We start from the raw sequence: 14,667 nt of genomic DNA on the forward strand, positions 1-14,667 counted from the left end.
CATGGCACGCGCTATTTCCACCCGCCGCAAAGTCGCCTGGACCGCCATCGCCTGGACGCTCGGCATCCTGATCTTCTTCCCGATCCTCTGGACCTTCCTGACAAGCTTCAAGACGGAAGCCGAAGCCATCGCTTCGCCGCCCTCCTTCCTGTTCTTCGACTGGACGACGGAGAACTATGCGGAAGTGCAAAGCCGTTCGAACTACTTCCGCCACTTCATGAACTCGGTGGTGATCTCGTTCGGCTCCACTCTGCTCGGCCTCATCATCGCCATTCCAGCCGCCTGGGCCATGGCGTTTTCGCCGACGAAGCGCACCAAGGACATCCTGATGTGGATGCTCTCCACCAAGATGCTGCCGCCGGTCGGCGTGCTGGTGCCGATCTACATCCTCTTCCGCGACTTCGGCCTGCTCGACACCCGGACCGGCCTCGTCGGCGTGCTGACCCTCATCAACCTGCCGATCATCGTCTGGATGCTCTACACCTACTTCAAGGAAATCCCCGGAGAGATCCTCGAGGCGGCCCGCATGGACGGCGCATCGCTAATGAAGGAAATCGTCTACGTGCTGACGCCGATGGCCGTGCCTGGCATCGCGTCCACGGTGCTCCTCAACATCATCCTCTCCTGGAACGAAGCCTTCTGGACGCTGAACCTCACGGCTTCGAAGGCAGCACCTCTCACCGCCTTCATCGCCTCCTATTCCAGCCCCGAAGGGCTCTTCTACGCCAAGCTCTCCGCCGCCTCGACCATGGCGATCGCGCCCATCGTCATTCTCGGCTGGTTCAGCCAGAAACAGCTCGTCCGCGGTCTGACCTTCGGCGCCGTCAAATAAGGAACACGCACATGGGTAGCATCAAGCTCGAAAATGTCTCCAAGTCCTTCGGCGAGGCGACCGTCATTCCCTCGATCGACCTCGAGATCAATAATGGCGAATTCGTCGTCTTCGTCGGTCCTTCCGGTTGCGGCAAGTCCACCCTGCTCCGCCTGATCGCAGGCCTCGAAGATGTCTCCGGCGGCCGCATCCTGATCGACGGAAAGGACGCGACCGAAAAGGCGCCCGCCCATCGCGGCCTTGCCATGGTGTTCCAGTCCTATGCGCTCTACCCGCATATGAGCGTGCGCTCCAATATCGGTTTTCCGCTGAAGATGGCCGGTGTCGACAAGGCCGAGATCGACCGCAAGGTGAACGATGCCGCGCGTATCCTGAACCTCACCGACTATCTCGACCGCAAGCCCCGCCAGCTTTCGGGCGGCCAGCGCCAGCGCGTCGCGATCGGCCGCGCCATCGTCCGCTCGCCGGAATGCTTCCTGTTCGACGAACCCCTGTCGAACCTCGATGCGGCGCTCCGGGTCAACATGCGGCTCGAAATCTCCGAGCTCCATCATCAGCTCAAGGCCACCTCGATCTATGTCACGCACGACCAGATCGAAGCCATGACCATGGCGGACAAGATCGTCGTCCTGAACAAGGGCCGTATCGAACAGGTCGGCTCGCCGCTGGAACTCTATCGCAATCCGGCCAATCTCTTCGTCGCGGGTTTCATCGGCTCGCCCCGCATGAACCTGATCTCCGGCCAGACGGCAGCGGCCTACGGCGCCCACACCATTGGCATACGGCCGGAACATGTGACGCTTTCGACCGAAAGCGGAACATGGAAGGGCAAGGTCGCGGTCGCCGAACATCTGGGTTCCGACACCTTCCTCCACATCACGGTGGATGGCATCGGCCAGATCACCGCCCGCGCCGGCGGCGAGTTCGCGGCAAGGAGCGGCGACACGGTGTTCGTCAGCCCCGACACCGACCGCATCCATCGCTTCAATGACAAGGGACTTGCAGCATGACCGGCAGACTTCAGGGCAAATCGACGCTGATTACCGGATCGGCGCGCGGCATCGGCCGCGCCTTCGCGGAAGCCTATGTCCGCGAAGGAGCAACTGTCGCCATCGCCGACATTAACTTCGAACGCGCCAGCCAGACTGCCGCGGAGATCGGGGATGAGGCCTATCCGGTGCTGCTCGACGTCACCGAGCAGGCCTCGATCGACGCCGCTGTCAAGGCGGTGGAGGAGAGGACCGGCGGCATCGACATTCTCATCAACAACGCCGCCCTTTTCGACCTTGCGCCAATCGTCGAAATCACCCGCGAAAGCTATGACAGGCTCTTCTCGATCAATGTCGCGGGCTCGCTCTTCACACTGCAGGCCGTCGCGAAATCGATGATCGCCCGCGGCAAGGGCGGCAAGATCGTCAACATGGCAAGCCAGGCGGGGCGGCGCGGCGAAGCGCTCGTCGCCGTTTACTGCGCCACCAAGGCCGCGATCATCTCGCTCACCCAGTCAGCCGGCCTCGACCTCATCAAGCACGGCATCAACGTCAACGCCATCGCACCTGGAGTCGTCGACGGCGAACACTGGGACGGCGTCGATGCGCTCTTCGCCCGCTACGAGAAGCGCCCCATCGGGGAAAAGAAGCGGCTCGTCGGCGAGGCCGTTCCCTTCGGTCGCATGGGCCGGGCCGAGGATCTCACGGGCATGGCGATTTTTCTCGCCACGGCGGAAGCCGACTACATCGTCGCCCAGACCTATAACGTCGACGGCGGCAACTGGATGAACTGAAGATCGCCTTCAAAGACAACATGTCTCGCTTTCGAGGACGACCGAAATGACCTGCAAGCTATCGCTGGCAAACCTTGCCGAAATCTCCAGGAACGCAGCCGTTCCGGCCTATCGCCGCGAACAGTTGAAGGCCGGCATCCTGCATTTCGGTGTCGGCAACTTCCACCGCGCCCATCAGGCCGTCTATCTCCACGAGCTCTTCAACCAGGGCCGGGACATGGATTTCGCCATTCTCGGCGCGGGCGTCCTGCCGTCCGACCGAAAGATGAAGGAAACTCTGGAGGAGCAGGATTATCTGACGACGGTTGTCGAACAGGACATCAACCGCAGCTCCGCCATGGTTACCGGCCCGATGACGGGTATGATCGCCGCCCCGGATTTCGGCAATATCATCGCTGCCCTTTCGGATCCGGCGATCCGCATCGTGTCGATGACCATCACCGAAGGCGGCTATTTCATCGATCCCGCAACCGGCAAGTTCGACTCCGGCCATCCGGCCATGGTGGCCGACGCCGCCAATCCCGGAGAGCCGAAGACCGTGTTCGGCCTCATCATCGCCGGTCTGAAGGCGCGCAGGGCCAAGGGCATTCCGCCCTTCACCGTCATGTGCTGCGACAACATTCCCGGCAATGGCGAAGTGACGGAGGCCACCGTCACCGGCCTTGCGAAACTATCGGATGTCGACTTCGCCCACTGGATCCATGAAAACGTGGCCTTCCCGAATTCCATGGTCGACCGCATCACGCCTGCAACCGGCGAACGCGAAATCGCCATCGCCCGCGATACCTACGGCATCGAGGACGGCTGGCCGGTCTTCTGCGAGGAATTCAAGCAATGGGTACTGGAGGACAATTTCCCGCTCGGGCGTCCGGCGCTCGAAGCCGTCGGCGTCACCTTCGTGCCGGATGTCGCGCCCTACGAACTGATGAAGCTGCGCATCCTGAACGGCGGCCATGCGGCCATCGCCTATCCTGCCGCGCTGATGGACATCCACTTCGTTCACGAGGCGATGGAAAACGCGATGATCCGCGCCTTCCTCGCCAAGCTGGAGAGAGACGAAATCATCCCCGTTGTGCCGCCGGTGCCGGACACCAGCCTCGAAGACTATTTCCAGCTCATCGAACGCCGCTTTTCCAATCCGAAGATCGGCGACACCATTCCACGTCTCGCCCAGGACGGCTCGAACCGCCAGCCGAAATTCATCTTGCCCTCCACCGCCGACCGCCTGAACAAGGGACTGGATGTCGTGGGGCTGGCCCTCGTCTCGGCGCTCTGGTGCCGCTATTTCGAGGGCAAGTCGGACAGCGGCAAGGCCATAGCCTTCAATGACGCAAGCGCCGAGCGCCTGCAGAAGGCAGCGCTCGCCTCCCGCGACGACCCGAAGGCGTTCCTGGCGCTTGGCGACATCTTCGGTGCGGTCGGCCAGAACCCGCTATTCATCAGGCGCTTCAGCCACGCACTGGCGACGCTCCGCGAGGTCGGCACGGCGGAGACGCTGAAGCGCTATCTCGACGGCAGGCTTGCGGCCTGATCCCGCCATGGAGAAACACGAAAACCGGCTGGTCATCTTCGATTGCGACGGCGTGCTCGTCGATAGCGAGCCGATCTCGCTCGCCGTTCTCGTCGATGCCTTCCGGCAGGCCGGCGTGACAATCGATGCCGACTATGCCCATCGGCGTTTTCTCGGCAAGAGCCTTGCGGCGGTGATTGCGACGGCACGCGACGAATTTTCGCTCGAAATCGGAGAACCCTTCCTCCTCGACCTGAGGAACGCCCTCTATGCAAGATTCCGCAGCGAGCTCAAACCGATGCCCGGTATTGCGGAAGCGCTCGATGCGCTGGCCGCAGCCGGTATCCGCTGGTGCGTTGCCTCGTCCAGCCAGCCGGAGCGTATCGCCCTGTCGCTGACGGTCACGGGTCTGATGGACCGTTTCTCGCCACATCTCTTTAGCGCGACGATGGTCAAAAACGGCAAGCCGGCGCCCGATCTCTTTCTCCATGCCGCCGCAGCCATGGGTTTTGCCCCCCGCGACTGCGTCGTGATCGAAGACAGCCCCGCCGGCATCATGGCCGCAAAGGCAGCCGGCATGACCGTCTTCGCCTTCACCGGAGGCTCGCACACGACGCTTGCCGCCTATCGCGACGAAATTGCAGCCCTTCGACCGGACCGGCAGTTTGACGACATGGCCGAATTGCTCCACCTTGTGCAAAAATGAAAAAACGGGACGGAAACAGGCCACGATGCGCGACCACGTGATTGCGGTTGATGTCGGGACGGGCAGCGCGCGCGCCGGTATCGTCGACAGACAGGGCCGGCTGCTTTGCCGCAGGGAACACCCGATCGAGATGCGGCGTCTCGGCGACCACATTGCCGAATACGATTCCGAACAGATATGGAGCGCCACCTGCATGGCCGTCCGCGAGGCGCTCGCAGCCGCCGACCTGCCGGCTGAACGCATCGCTGCCCTTGCCTTCGACGCCACCTGCTCGCTGGTGCTACGCGATACCAGGGGCGAGCCGTTGGCGCTAGCTCGCGAAAGCGGCGCCACCTTCGACACAATTGCCTGGCTCGACCATCGCGCCAGTCGCGAGGCCGCCGAGATCAGCGCGACGCGCCACCCCTTGCTCGCCTATGCCGGCGAGGCGATCTCGCCGGAGATGCAGATCCCGAAGCTGATGTGGCTGAAGCGGAACCGGCCCGATCTCTGGGCGATATCCAGCCATTTCTTCGATCTTGCCGATTTCATGAGCTGGCGCGCCACCGGCAGCACCGGCCGGTCGCTTTGTACGCTCACATCGAAATGGAATTTTCTCGCCCATGAGAAAAGCGGCTGGAGCCCCGATTTTCTCGACAGGATCGGCCTCGGCGACCTTCTGGCGCGGGGCGGCCTGCCGCAACAGGGTGTGGCCGTCGGCAAGGCGGTCGGCCCGCTGACGGAAAAGGCCGCGACAGAGCTCGGTCTCGACCGGGCCGTCGTGGTCGCCGCCGGCATGGTCGATGCCTATGCCGGCGCGCTCGGCGTGCTGGGCTCCATCGCCGAGGAACCGCAATCGCTGGAAAAGCGGATCGCGCTGATCGGCGGAACCTCGAGCTGCCTGATTTCCTTTGCCGCCGCGCCCCATTTCGGCAAGAGCCTCTGGGGTCCCTTCCTCGACGCGGTGTTTCCCGGTCAATGGCTGGTCGAAGCCGGCCAGTCGGCCACCGGCGGCCTGCTCAATCATCTGCTGCGGCTGCATGCGGAAGGCGGAGAACCCACGCCGGCCCGGCATCGACAGGTCATCGAACGGGTGCAGGCCCTCAGGCAGACGGAAGGGCCGGATTTTGCCGCCCGCCTCCATATCCTGCCCGATTTTCACGGCAATCGCTCGCCCTTTGCCGATCCGGATCTCACCGGCGCGATCTTCGGCCTCACGCTCGACAGCTCGTTTGACGGCCTCTGCCGCATCTACTGGCGCGCCTGCGTGGCGATTGCGCTGGCGCTCCGCCAGATCCTCGAAGCGATGGAGAAGAGCGGCATCCGGCCGGAACGGCTGCATCTCACCGGCGGGCACGTCAAGAACCCGCTGCTGGTCGAACTCTATGGCGATGTCACCGGGCGCGAACTGGTCATCCCCGAAACCGACGACGCCGTGCTCGTCGGCACCGCCATGAATGCGGCAGCCGCCGGCGGGCTCTATCCCTCGCTTGCCGCCGCAGGCGTCGGCATGGCCGCATCCTCGCTGACCCGGCGGCCCGATGAAGCCAAACGCCCCCTCTATGAGCGCGACTATCGGCGCTTCCTTGCCATGCAGCGCCATCGCGCCGAACTGGATGCATTATAGAGTCGAGACGCCATCAACCCCAAAGCCTCGCCGCGGGCGGCTGCATCATAGACCCCTCATATCGGACCGGATCGTCGCGGTCGGCGGCGAGCAGCAGCGGCCCGTCGAGATCGACGTAAGGCGCGCCCTGCGCCACCAGAAAGGCCGGCGCCATGGCGAGCGAGGTGCCGAGCATACAGCCAACCATGACGTCGAAACCGGCGGCAAGCGCCGCCTCCCGCATTGCCAGCGCCTCGGTCAGGCCACCCGTCTTGTCGAGCTTGATGTTGACGGCATCGTACTTGCCAACGAGCCTGGCGAGCGAAGCGCGGTCATGGCAGCTCTCGTCGGCGCAGACGGGCAGAACCCGCTCGATATCGAGAAGGGCATCGTCCTTGCCCGCCGGCAGCGGCTGTTCCACGAGCGCCACGCCGAGCTTGACCAGAACGGGCGCAAGCGCCTGATACTCATCGACCGACCAGCCTTCATTGGCATCGACGATGATCCTCGAGGCAGGCGCGCCCGCCCTCACCGCCTCGATCCGTTCGATATCGCCCTCTCCGCCGAGCTTCACCTTGAGGAGCGGCCGCGCAGCATTCTTCGCCGCAGCCTCGCGCATGCTTTCGGGCGTCCCGAGCGACAGCGTGAAGGCGGTCTCGACCGGCTTCGGCGCAGACAGGCCGGCAATCTGCCAGGCGGGCCGTCCACCGCGTTTTGCCTCGAGATCCCAGAAGGCACAATCGAGGCCGTTGCGCGCGGCCCCCGCCGGCAGCCGCGCTTGCAGTGCCTCGCGCGTCATGCCCGTCTTCAGGTCCGCCGCACAGGAAAGAATGGTCGCGATCACCCCGTCGACGGTCTCGTCATAGCGGGCATAGGGCACGCACTCGCCTCGCCCGGTGAAACTGCCGTCCGAAAGCGTAACCGTCACGACGTGGATTTCGGTGCGCGACCCGCGCGAAATGGTGAAGCTGCCGGCGACCGGAAAACGCTCTTCCGTCGCAGTCAGAATGAGGCCTGTCATCGTCGTCCATTCCTTTGCCTGCAGGGCCCTTGCCGCCCCTCCCGAATCGCCGCCCCTTGCGCGGAACGGCAATCCTTTCTATATCCGTCAACAATCTGGTCGAGGTCTTCGCGATCCATAATCGCAATTTGCCGCATTCCGATGGCGGAATGCCGGCCGCATGCCTCGCCTTTCTAACGCATGAAATTGGCGGACAAGCCCCGTGAATACGCTGGATTTTGACAAGAAGCCTGAAGATACCCGCGTCGTTGTGGCGATGTCGGGCGGCGTGGATTCCTCCGTTGTCGCCGGCATCCTCAAACGCGAGGGCTACGACGTCCTCGGCATCACGCTGCAACTCTACGATCACGGCGCCGCCGTGCATCGCGCCGGCTCCTGCTGCGCCGGTCAGGACATCGACGATGCGCGCCGCGTCTGCGAAACGCTCGGCATTCCCCATTACGTCCTCGACTACGAACAGCGCTTCCGCGACACGGTCATCAACCCGTTCATGGAAAGCTATGTCGCCGGAGAAACGCCGATCCCCTGCGTTGCCTGCAACCAGACCGTCAAGTTCGCCGACCTCTTGGCGACCGCCAGGGAACTCGGCGCCGACGCGCTCGCAACCGGCCATTATATCCGTTCCAAGGCGACGCCCCTTCCCGGCAATCCGGGCCATCGGGCGCTCTTCCGCCCGATCGATAGCGAACGCGACCAGAGCTACTTCCTGTTCGCGACGACGCAGGAACAGATCGATTACCTGCGCTTTCCGCTGGGCGGCCTCTCCAAGGCCGAAACCCGGGCGCTGGCCGAGGAAATGGGCCTCGTCGTCGCCCAGAAGGCGGACAGCCAGGACATCTGTTTCGTGCCGCAGGGCAAATATGCCGACATCATCACCAAGCTCCGCCCCGATTCAGCGCTGGGCGGCGATATCGTGCATCTCGACGGCCGCGTGCTCGGCCGCCATGAAGGCATCCTGCATTACACCATCGGACAGAGGAAGGGCTTGGGCGTCGCCACAGGCGAACCGCTCTACGTCATCTATCTCGATGCCCGCTCGCGCCGCGTCATCGTCGGCCCGAAGGAAGCGCTGGAAACCCACCGAGTCTACCTGCGCGACATCAACTGGCTGGGTGACCGGCCGCTGGCCGACGAAGCCCGTGATGGCTTCGCCTGCTTCGCCAAGGTCCGTTCCACCCGCCCGCCGGCACCGGCTGTGCTGCATGCCGACGAAAACGGCGTCTATGTCGATCTGGAGATCGGCGAAGCCGGCATAGCGCCCGGACAGGCCTGCGTCCTCTACTCGGCGCCGGGCGCAGATGCCCGCGTCTATGGCGGCGGCTTCATCGATCGTTCGGAGCGCGCAGCAGAGGCGGAAGCCTCCCTGAAGGCGCTTCTTTCCGCTCCCGTTGCCGCCTGAAGGCAACGCTTTCCAACGCCGGTGAAAAGCTTCGGTTTTTGCCTGTCACGCGCTTGACACTAACGGGAGCCTCGCCTTATAAGCCGCCCATCGTTTCGGGCGGCTTTGATTTTTCAAACGCCTCGGCCGATGTGTGGCGGGATAGCTCAGGTGGTTAGAGCGTGGGATTCATAACCCCAAGGTCGGCGGTTCAAGTCCGCCTCCCGCTACCAAATTTCTCTTTCCTCGACATATGATTTTGAGCGCCTCCCGGCGTATATTGTTCACACACGTTTTCCGTGCAATGAATTCCGTGGAAACATGGGAGAGCTTTATGTGGACGGCATTCAGGAATCTATTTTCTTGGCCGGACAGATTTGACGGGCTGTTCGGCGACGTTGCATTCAGAACCGAGCAGGAGACCGGCCAGTTCCAGCATTCCTTCCTAGAGTGGCGGGTCAAAAAAGGATTGAACAGCGGTAAACTGCTGATCGGCCTTGCCATGAAACCCGATGGCTACGCCGGACCGGAAAGCTCAGTAACGAACTACATCAACTTCGATCTGGAAACGGCCGTGAGATTGCGCGACAAGCTCGACGAGTGCATCGAATTCGCCAGCAGGCGATAAAAAGATCTGCACCGAGACTGCGGCGTGCGGATCTTTTTCCCTCGGTCCCTATCACCCATAAAGGTCAGAAAACTTTTCATTAAATTTTAAGGAATAGACTGGGCGCTCCAAGAGAGGTCTTTGTCATGCGTACCGCCCTTGTCTCTACGCTCAGCGTCATGCTGATCCTGTCTGCCTGCGCCAAGCCGCCGAGCCAGACGCGCAATGCCTGCGCGATCTTCGAGCAGCGCGACGGCCTGTTCAACAACTGGCGAAGGGCGGCGCAGAACACCGAGCGCGAATATGGCGTGCCGGTGCCGATCCTGATGGCGACGATCTATACGGAATCCGGTTTCAAGGCCAATGCCAAGCCTCCGCGCACCAAGCTCTTCGGCTTCATCCCGTGGAAGCGCAGGTCGACCGCCTACGGCTATTCCCAGGCGCTCGACGGCACCTGGGATCGTTATCAGCGCGAAACCGGCCGTTACGGCGCGCGCCGCACCGACTTTGCCGATGCCATCCAGTTCATCGGCTGGTACCACCGCCAGAGCAACATCAAGAACGGTATTCCGCTGAACGAACCCTATCAGCTCTATCTCGCATACCATTCCGGTCATGCCGGCTACTCGCGCGGAAGCTACCGCAGCAACAGCGAGGCGCTGCAGGGCGCCAAGCGCTTCACCAACATCGCCTATACCTACTCCCGGCAGTTGCAGAGCTGCCCGAACTGAATTCGGGCTTCAAGTCGAAGACACGAAAAGGCCCGCGAAAGCGGGCCTTCAGCTTGTTGAGAAAGGTCTTTGTTGCAAGCCGATTCATCCTTTTCCGTCATGCCGGACCTGTTCCGGCATCCAGCGGCGCGATGTCCATCGCGCGCAAGACTCTTTTACGATCAAGGACTTGATCGCGCTGGTTCCCGGCTCAAGGCCGGGAAGACGGCAGTAAGCGAAGCGCCATCGAATTCACTCGGGGTCGCCGACCGCCTGGATTGCCGAAATCTGCCAGTCCGTGCCGGGACGGCGGACGAAGGTCCAGATCTCCGTCGATTCCGAGAGATGATCGGGATCGCCACTGACGACCCGGCCCGTCGCGCGGTCGCGCAGGTAGTCGATGCTCTCGTAGCGCATCGCGACGGTGGCGTAATCGACATTGCCTTCCTGCCAGGCCTCGGCGACATCGCCCTGCACCAGATGCACGTCGCGCACTTCGTTCTTGATGCCGCGGGTCGCGTTCTCGCTCAGTTCCTCGGCGAGATAGGACATCGCCTCCGGCGTGGTGATCCGGCGGAGCGCCGAATAGTCTTCCGCGGCATAGGCCGCCTGCATGTCCTTGAGCAGCGCCTCGAAACGGTCGAGGTCGGACTGACCGACGCCGATTTCATCGGCATTGCCGTTGCGGGGTGCCGCCGGCGCAGCCGAAGCTGAACCGCCACCCATGCGCGGGATTTCGAAAGACGGACGCGACTGCGACGGCTGCGCATTGTTGCGCGCCGTGCCGCCTGCGCCGGAAAGCGCCGGCTGGTTATTGGCGAACATGCGCATGAGGAAACGCACGACGAAGAAGATCAGCACCATCTGCAGCAGCAGTCCGAGGAAGCCGAAACCGCCGCCGAAACCGGAGCCGAGCAGCATGCCGAACAGGCCGCCCATCAACAGGCCGCCGAGGATACCGCCACCCAGGCCGCCGAGAAGTCCGCCGAACAGGCCGGGGCGCGTGGCGTTCTGGCGCGACTGGGCAACCGAGGGCTGGGTCTGCGTGGCGCCGGTGTTCGGTGTCATCGACCGCTCGATAGGGGCGGCCGGCGCAGGCGCGGTGCGGGTGACGGGCGGAGCGGAATAGGTCCGCGTGCCACGGCTGCCGAAGCCGCCGCTTGCCTTGCGTGCTTCCGCCATGTCGGCAACGCTCAGCGCAACCGCCATACCGATTGCCAGAACTCCGAAAAACTTACCGTATCGCCCCATGGTCCGAACCTGTCCCTTTCCTGGCCTTCTCCGGCATGAGCGCCGGAATCCGATGCCCCTCATATGGGACGGCTTCGCGAAATATTGAAGACGGACCATGCGCTTTTCCCGCTTGTGCTACCGAGACACCCCGAATTTCAGGCGTTCGGCAGCGGCATTCGTCTTCACGTTTTGGTGAGGCGCGAACACAGCGGTCCGCGAATACGAACAGGCCCGCGACAAAAATAGAGAAAAGCCCGGCAGGATATCGCCTGCCGGGCTTTCCGGATCTTTCTCTTGGGAGGAGAAACCTTATTCGACGCTGAAGGTCAGCGGCTTGGCCTGCTTGATCGCCGGATTGGCCGTCAGTTTGTCGAGAACCGCCTGGTCGACCTGGCCGTCCACATAAAGGAGAGCGATCGCGTCGCCGGCTTCCTTTTCGCGTCCGAGCTGGAAGTTGGCGATGTTCACGCCGGCATTGCCGAGCGTCGTGCCGATGAAGCCGATCATGCCGGGAACGTCGGTGTTGGTGATGTAGATCATGTGCTGGCCGACATCGGCATCCATGTTGATGCCCTTGATCTGGATGAAGCGCGGCTTGCCGTCGGAGAAGACCGTACCGGCAACCGAACGGGTCTGCCGCTCGGTCGTGACAGTGAGCTTGATGTAGCCGTCGTAAACGCCGGTCTTGTCGCGCTTGACCTCGGACAGGATGATGCCCTTTTCCTTTACCATGACAGGCGCCGACACCATGTTGACGTCAGCCACCTGCGGGCGGATGAGACCGGCGAGCAGAGCCGAAGTCAGCGCCTTGGTGTTCATGGTCGCGGTCTGGCCGTCGTAGAGGATTTCGATTTCCTTGATCGGGCCTTCGGTGACCTGGCCGACGAACGCGCCGAGGACGTCGGCGAGCTTGATGAACGGCTTCAGGATCGGGGCTTCCTCCGCCGTGATCGACGGCATGTTGATGGCGTTGGTGACGGCGCCTTTGACCAGGTAGTCCGACATCTGTTCGGCCACCTGCAGGGCGACGTTTTCCTGCGCTTCCGTCGTCGAAGCGCCGAGATGCGGCGTGCAGACGACGTTCGGCAGGCCGAACAGCGGGCTTTCGGTCGCGGGCTCGACCTCGAACACGTCGAAACCGGCGCCGGCGACGTGTCCCGACTTGATGGCTTCCGCAAGGGCGACCTCGTCGACCAGCCCGCCGCGGGCGCAGTTGATGATGCGAACGCCGGGCTTGGTCTTGGCAAGGGCTTCCTTGTTGAGAATGCCGCGGGTCTTGTCGGTCATCGGCACGTGCAGCGTGATGAAATCGGCCTTCGCCAGCAGTTCGTCGAGCTCGACCTTGGTCACGCCCATTTCCTCGGCGCGTTCCTTCGACAGGAAGGGGTCATAGGCAAGGACATGCATCTTGAGGCCAATGGCGCGCGAGCAGACGATGGAACCGATATTGCCGGCGCCGATGACGCCGAGCGTCTTGCCGGTGATTTCGACACCCATGAACTTCGACTTTTCCCACTTACCGGCCTGCGTCGAGGCGTCGGCAGCCGGAAGCTGGCGGGCAACCGCGAACATCAGGGCGATGGCATGCTCGGCGGTCGTGATCGAATTGCCGAACGGCGTGTTCATGACGATGATACCGCGGCGCGATGCAGCCGGGATATCGACATTGTCGACGCCGATGCCGGCGCGGCCGATGACCTTCAGGTTGGTCGCGGCTGCGATCAGCTTTTCCGTTGCCTTGGTCGCGGAACGAATGGCAAGACCGTCATAGTTGCAGATGATTTCGGCGAGCTTGTCCTTGTCCTTGCCGATCTTCGGCTGGAAATCCACTTCAACGCCGCGATCGCGGAAAATCTGGACGGCGGTTTCCGACAGTTCGTCGGATACGAGAACGCGAGGTGCCATTGCGAGGCCTCCTTCAAAGAGTTCGTGTCGATGAATGCTGGGAATTTTCAAAGAGGCTCCGCCTTTTGACGGCGGAGCCGGAAAGCCTCAGGCCGCAGCCTTGGCAAGCGTGGCCTTCTGGGTCTGGTAAGCCCATGCGAGCCACGGCATCAGCGCTTCCATGTCGGCCTTGTCGATGGTGGCGCCGGCCCAGATGCGCAGACCGGACGGAGCGTCACGGTAAGCGCCGATATCGAGAGCGACGGCCTCCTTCTCGAGGAGAGCGACAACACCCTTGGCGAAAGCAGCCTGTGCATCTGCGTCGAGCGCCGCCACGTCCTTGTCGACGATCTTCAGGCAAACGGAAGTGTTGGAACGGGTCTCGTCCTTGACGGCGAGATTGGCGATCCAGTCGTTCGCCGCGACGAAGTCGAAGATGACCTTGGCATTGGTGTCGGCACGGGCCATCAGCGCATCGAGACCGCCGATCTGCTTCGCCCAGAGCAGCGCGTCGATGTAGTCTTCGACGCAGAGCATGGACGGCGTGTTGATAGTTTCGCCGGTGAAGATGCCCTCGATCAGCTTGCCGCCCTTGGTCATGCGGAAGATCTTCGGCAGCGGCCATGCCGGCGTATAGCTTTCCAGCCGTTCGACGGCGCGCGGAGAAAGGATCAGCATGCCGTGACCGCCCTCGCCGCCCAGAACCTTCTGCCAGGAGAAAGTGACGACATCGAGCTTGGCGAAGTCGAGGTTCTGCGCGAAAGCCGCCGAAGTCGCGTCGCAGATGGTCAGGCCCTTGCGGTCGGCCGGGATGAAATCGGCGTTCGGAACGCGAACGCCCGATGTGGTGCCGTTCCAAGTGAAGACGACATCGCGGTCGAAATCGACGGCAGTAAGATCGGGGAGTTCGCCGTAGTCGGCTTCGAACTTTCTGACATCCTTGAGCTTCAACTGCTTGACGACGTCGGTGACCCAGCCGGCGCCGAAGCTTTCCCAGGCCAGCATGTCGACGCCGCGCTCACCGAGCAGCGACCAGAGCGCCATTTCGACGGCGCCGGTGTCGGAGGCCGGAACGATACCGATGCGGTAATCGGCCGGAACCTTCAGAATTTCGCGGGTAAGATCGATGGCCTGCTTCAGCTTGGCCTTGCCGACCTTGGCGCGGTGCGAACGACCGAGCGGAGCATCGGAAAGAGCTTCAAGCGTCCATCCGGGGCGCTTGGCGCAGGGGCCAGAAGAAAAATGAGTATTCGCCGGACGCGCGGCGGGGGCGACGATATCAGCCATATAGATACCCTTCCAGGTAATTAGCCTCTCGTTGGGGAGAGGTGTCCCGCCGTCGGAACTACGCCTGTCGGGATTTCCCGTCAAGCGAATTTCGTGTCGCTTTCGGAAAATTTTCCGCCGCTGGCGGATCA

13 protein-coding genes and 1 tRNA gene are annotated in these 14,667 nt (G+C 62.7%); 10 read left to right on the forward strand and 4 right to left on the reverse strand.

Annotated features, from left to right (window positions below; genetic code table 11):
• The first annotated feature begins 1 nt into the window (after position 1).
• The 6 genes from ACLBKR_RS12840 to ACLBKR_RS12865 are packed head-to-tail and all read left to right on the forward strand — an operon-like array spanning position 2 to position 6,437.
• Positions 2–832: a carbohydrate ABC transporter permease gene (locus tag ACLBKR_RS12840; RefSeq protein WP_112828626.1), complete on the forward strand. Its 831-nt coding sequence runs from the start codon at positions 2–4 to the stop codon at positions 830–832.
• 11 nt (positions 833–843) lie between these two features.
• Entirely contained in the window at positions 844–1,842 is a 999-nt protein-coding gene (locus tag ACLBKR_RS12845) for an ABC transporter ATP-binding protein (protein ID WP_112828627.1), read from the forward strand.
• Entirely contained in the window at positions 1,839–2,615 is a 777-nt protein-coding gene (locus ACLBKR_RS12850) for an L-iditol 2-dehydrogenase (protein WP_113487446.1), read from the forward strand. The genes ACLBKR_RS12845 and ACLBKR_RS12850 overlap by 4 nt, the downstream gene beginning before the upstream one ends.
• A 46-nt stretch (positions 2,616–2,661) precedes the next feature.
• The gene (locus ACLBKR_RS12855; protein WP_113487448.1) at positions 2,662–4,146 is read left to right on the forward strand and encodes a mannitol dehydrogenase family protein; all 1,485 of its coding nucleotides are present in this window, start codon (positions 2,662–2,664) and stop codon (positions 4,144–4,146) included.
• Positions 4,147–4,153: 7 nt separating this feature from the next.
• Positions 4,154–4,831, forward strand: coding sequence for an HAD family hydrolase (locus ACLBKR_RS12860; protein WP_113487450.1), 678 nt, complete (start codon positions 4,154–4,156; stop codon positions 4,829–4,831).
• A 25-nt stretch (positions 4,832–4,856) separates the two neighbouring features.
• On the forward strand, positions 4,857–6,437 hold the full coding sequence (locus tag ACLBKR_RS12865; protein WP_113487452.1) for an FGGY-family carbohydrate kinase: 1,581 nt from the start codon (positions 4,857–4,859) through the stop codon (positions 6,435–6,437).
• Between the two features lie 13 nt (positions 6,438–6,450).
• Here ACLBKR_RS12865 and dgcA read toward each other — a convergent pair whose 3' ends face one another.
• Positions 6,451–7,437: an N-acetyl-D-Glu racemase DgcA gene (gene dgcA / locus ACLBKR_RS12870; protein WP_113439429.1), complete on the reverse strand. Its 987-nt coding sequence runs from the start codon at positions 7,435–7,437 to the stop codon at positions 6,451–6,453.
• A 202-nt stretch (positions 7,438–7,639) separates the two neighbouring features.
• Here dgcA and mnmA point away from each other — a divergent pair, with 202 nt between their 5' ends.
• The 4 genes from mnmA (at position 7,640) to ACLBKR_RS12890 (ending at position 10,153) form a co-directional block, all read left to right on the forward strand.
• Entirely contained in the window at positions 7,640–8,836 is a 1,197-nt protein-coding gene (gene mnmA / locus ACLBKR_RS12875) for a tRNA 2-thiouridine(34) synthase MnmA (RefSeq protein ID WP_113439394.1), read from the forward strand.
• Positions 8,837–8,971: 135 nt separating this feature from the next.
• Positions 8,972–9,048 (forward strand) — tRNA-Met (locus tag ACLBKR_RS12880).
• Positions 9,049–9,149: 101 nt separating this feature from the next.
• Positions 9,150–9,443 carry a hypothetical protein gene (locus ACLBKR_RS12885; protein ID WP_113439393.1) on the forward strand — a complete coding sequence of 98 codons (294 nt, stop codon included), beginning with the start codon at positions 9,150–9,152 and terminating at the stop codon, positions 9,441–9,443.
• Between the two features lie 125 nt (positions 9,444–9,568).
• A complete protein-coding gene (locus ACLBKR_RS12890; protein WP_113439392.1) occupies positions 9,569–10,153 on the forward strand; it encodes a transglycosylase SLT domain-containing protein in 585 nt (194 codons plus the stop codon).
• Positions 10,154–10,384: 231 nt separating this feature from the next.
• Here the strand turns inward: ACLBKR_RS12890 and ACLBKR_RS12895 are convergent, their stop codons facing one another.
• The 3 genes from ACLBKR_RS12895 to ACLBKR_RS12905 all read right to left on the reverse strand — a co-directional run bounded on the left by ACLBKR_RS12895 (position 10,385) and on the right by ACLBKR_RS12905 (position 14,536).
• On the reverse strand, positions 10,385–11,383 hold the full coding sequence (locus ACLBKR_RS12895) for a Tim44 domain-containing protein (protein WP_414899405.1): 999 nt from the start codon (positions 11,381–11,383) through the stop codon (positions 10,385–10,387).
• 291 nt (positions 11,384–11,674) lie between these two features.
• On the reverse strand, positions 11,675–13,270 hold the full coding sequence (serA, locus tag ACLBKR_RS12900; RefSeq protein WP_414899406.1) for a phosphoglycerate dehydrogenase: 1,596 nt from the start codon (positions 13,268–13,270) through the stop codon (positions 11,675–11,677).
• A gap of 87 nt (positions 13,271–13,357) precedes the next feature.
• Positions 13,358–14,536 (reverse strand): phosphoserine transaminase, encoded by a 1,179-nt coding sequence (locus ACLBKR_RS12905; protein WP_113340640.1) that lies wholly within the window; start codon positions 14,534–14,536, stop codon positions 13,358–13,360.
• Between the last annotated feature and the right edge of the window lie 131 nt (positions 14,537–14,667).

Origin of the sequence: Paenirhizobium cremeum, from assembly GCF_047553425.1 — a bacterium.
Lineage (GTDB): Bacteria > Pseudomonadota > Alphaproteobacteria > Rhizobiales > Rhizobiaceae > Allorhizobium > Allorhizobium cremeum.

Coding starts and splice junctions, on each gene's coding strand:
- ACLBKR_RS12840 (WP_112828626.1), top strand. CDS start 2: ATGGCACGCGCTATTTCCACCCGCCGCAAAGTCGCCTGGACCGCCATC.
- ACLBKR_RS12845 (WP_112828627.1), top strand. CDS start 844: ATGGGTAGCATCAAGCTCGAAAATGTCTCCAAGTCCTTCGGCGAGGCG.
- ACLBKR_RS12850 (WP_113487446.1), top strand. CDS start 1,839: ATGACCGGCAGACTTCAGGGCAAATCGACGCTGATTACCGGATCGGCG.
- ACLBKR_RS12855 (WP_113487448.1), top strand. CDS start 2,662: ATGACCTGCAAGCTATCGCTGGCAAACCTTGCCGAAATCTCCAGGAAC.
- ACLBKR_RS12860 (WP_113487450.1), top strand. CDS start 4,154: ATGGAGAAACACGAAAACCGGCTGGTCATCTTCGATTGCGACGGCGTG.
- ACLBKR_RS12865 (WP_113487452.1), top strand. CDS start 4,857: ATGCGCGACCACGTGATTGCGGTTGATGTCGGGACGGGCAGCGCGCGC.
- dgcA (WP_113439429.1), bottom strand. CDS start 7,437: ATGACAGGCCTCATTCTGACTGCGACGGAAGAGCGTTTTCCGGTCGCC.
- ACLBKR_RS12885 (WP_113439393.1), top strand. CDS start 9,150: ATGTGGACGGCATTCAGGAATCTATTTTCTTGGCCGGACAGATTTGAC.
- ACLBKR_RS12890 (WP_113439392.1), top strand. CDS start 9,569: ATGCGTACCGCCCTTGTCTCTACGCTCAGCGTCATGCTGATCCTGTCT.
- ACLBKR_RS12895 (WP_414899405.1), bottom strand. CDS start 11,383: ATGGGGCGATACGGTAAGTTTTTCGGAGTTCTGGCAATCGGTATGGCG.
- serA (WP_414899406.1), bottom strand. CDS start 13,270: ATGGCACCTCGCGTTCTCGTATCCGACGAACTGTCGGAAACCGCCGTC.
- ACLBKR_RS12905 (WP_113340640.1), bottom strand. CDS start 14,536: ATGGCTGATATCGTCGCCCCCGCCGCGCGTCCGGCGAATACTCATTTT.